Source organism: Virgibacillus carmonensis (genome assembly GCF_057836705.1).
The window spans coordinates 1-572 of record NZ_JBYQFJ010000307.1 but is presented as its reverse complement, the minus strand read 5'-3'; the positions used below and the strand labels follow the sequence as shown (position 1 = coordinate 572).

Below are 572 nucleotides of genomic sequence, written 5' to 3'. Positions count from 1 at the left end.
AGAAATCCCTACGTTGGGCAAATGATTACGTGTCATTGGTGGAAAGATTGATGTATAGAGAAAATAGGTATTTGGCGAAAACGGGGACAGATTCTAGAATCGAAAAGGGTTCTCTTAATGACTTGAATACTATCAAAAATAAATTGAAGGCTGGTAAGAAAGCTCGAATAAACATGAATATTGTTCAACCTGGTGTACAAAGTAAAATAATTTCAGATGAAATGAATATTATTTTATTAGCATGTGAATCATTTTTGCGCGATACTTATGGTTCCAATGTAGTTTTGTATTGTAGTTAGATGTATAGAGATTCTATGTAGAGTTCATTTTGGAAATAAGATTAAATTGTTTTGAATAGGAAGATACAGGTCTAAAAGCAGGCATTTAGGTTTTTAATCAATGCCTTTAGTTAATGTGTAAATATCCAAAAATATAATCTATATCCAGGAATGAAGAGGTATTGTAAAAAGCACAATACCTCTTTTTTAATTAAATCTATTAATAATCTATTTTAAAGAAATATGGGATTCTCCCAAATATGAAGGAAAGGAAAGAACTTAAACATTAGAACC

General features: G+C 29.9%; 1 protein-coding gene. It reads left to right on the top strand.

Annotated features, from left to right (window positions below):
* On the top strand, positions 1–299 hold a 299-nt coding region (locus AC3G7N_RS22020; RefSeq protein ID WP_489424250.1), incomplete at its 5' end, for a hypothetical protein.
* Positions 300–572: the final 273 nt, after the last annotated feature.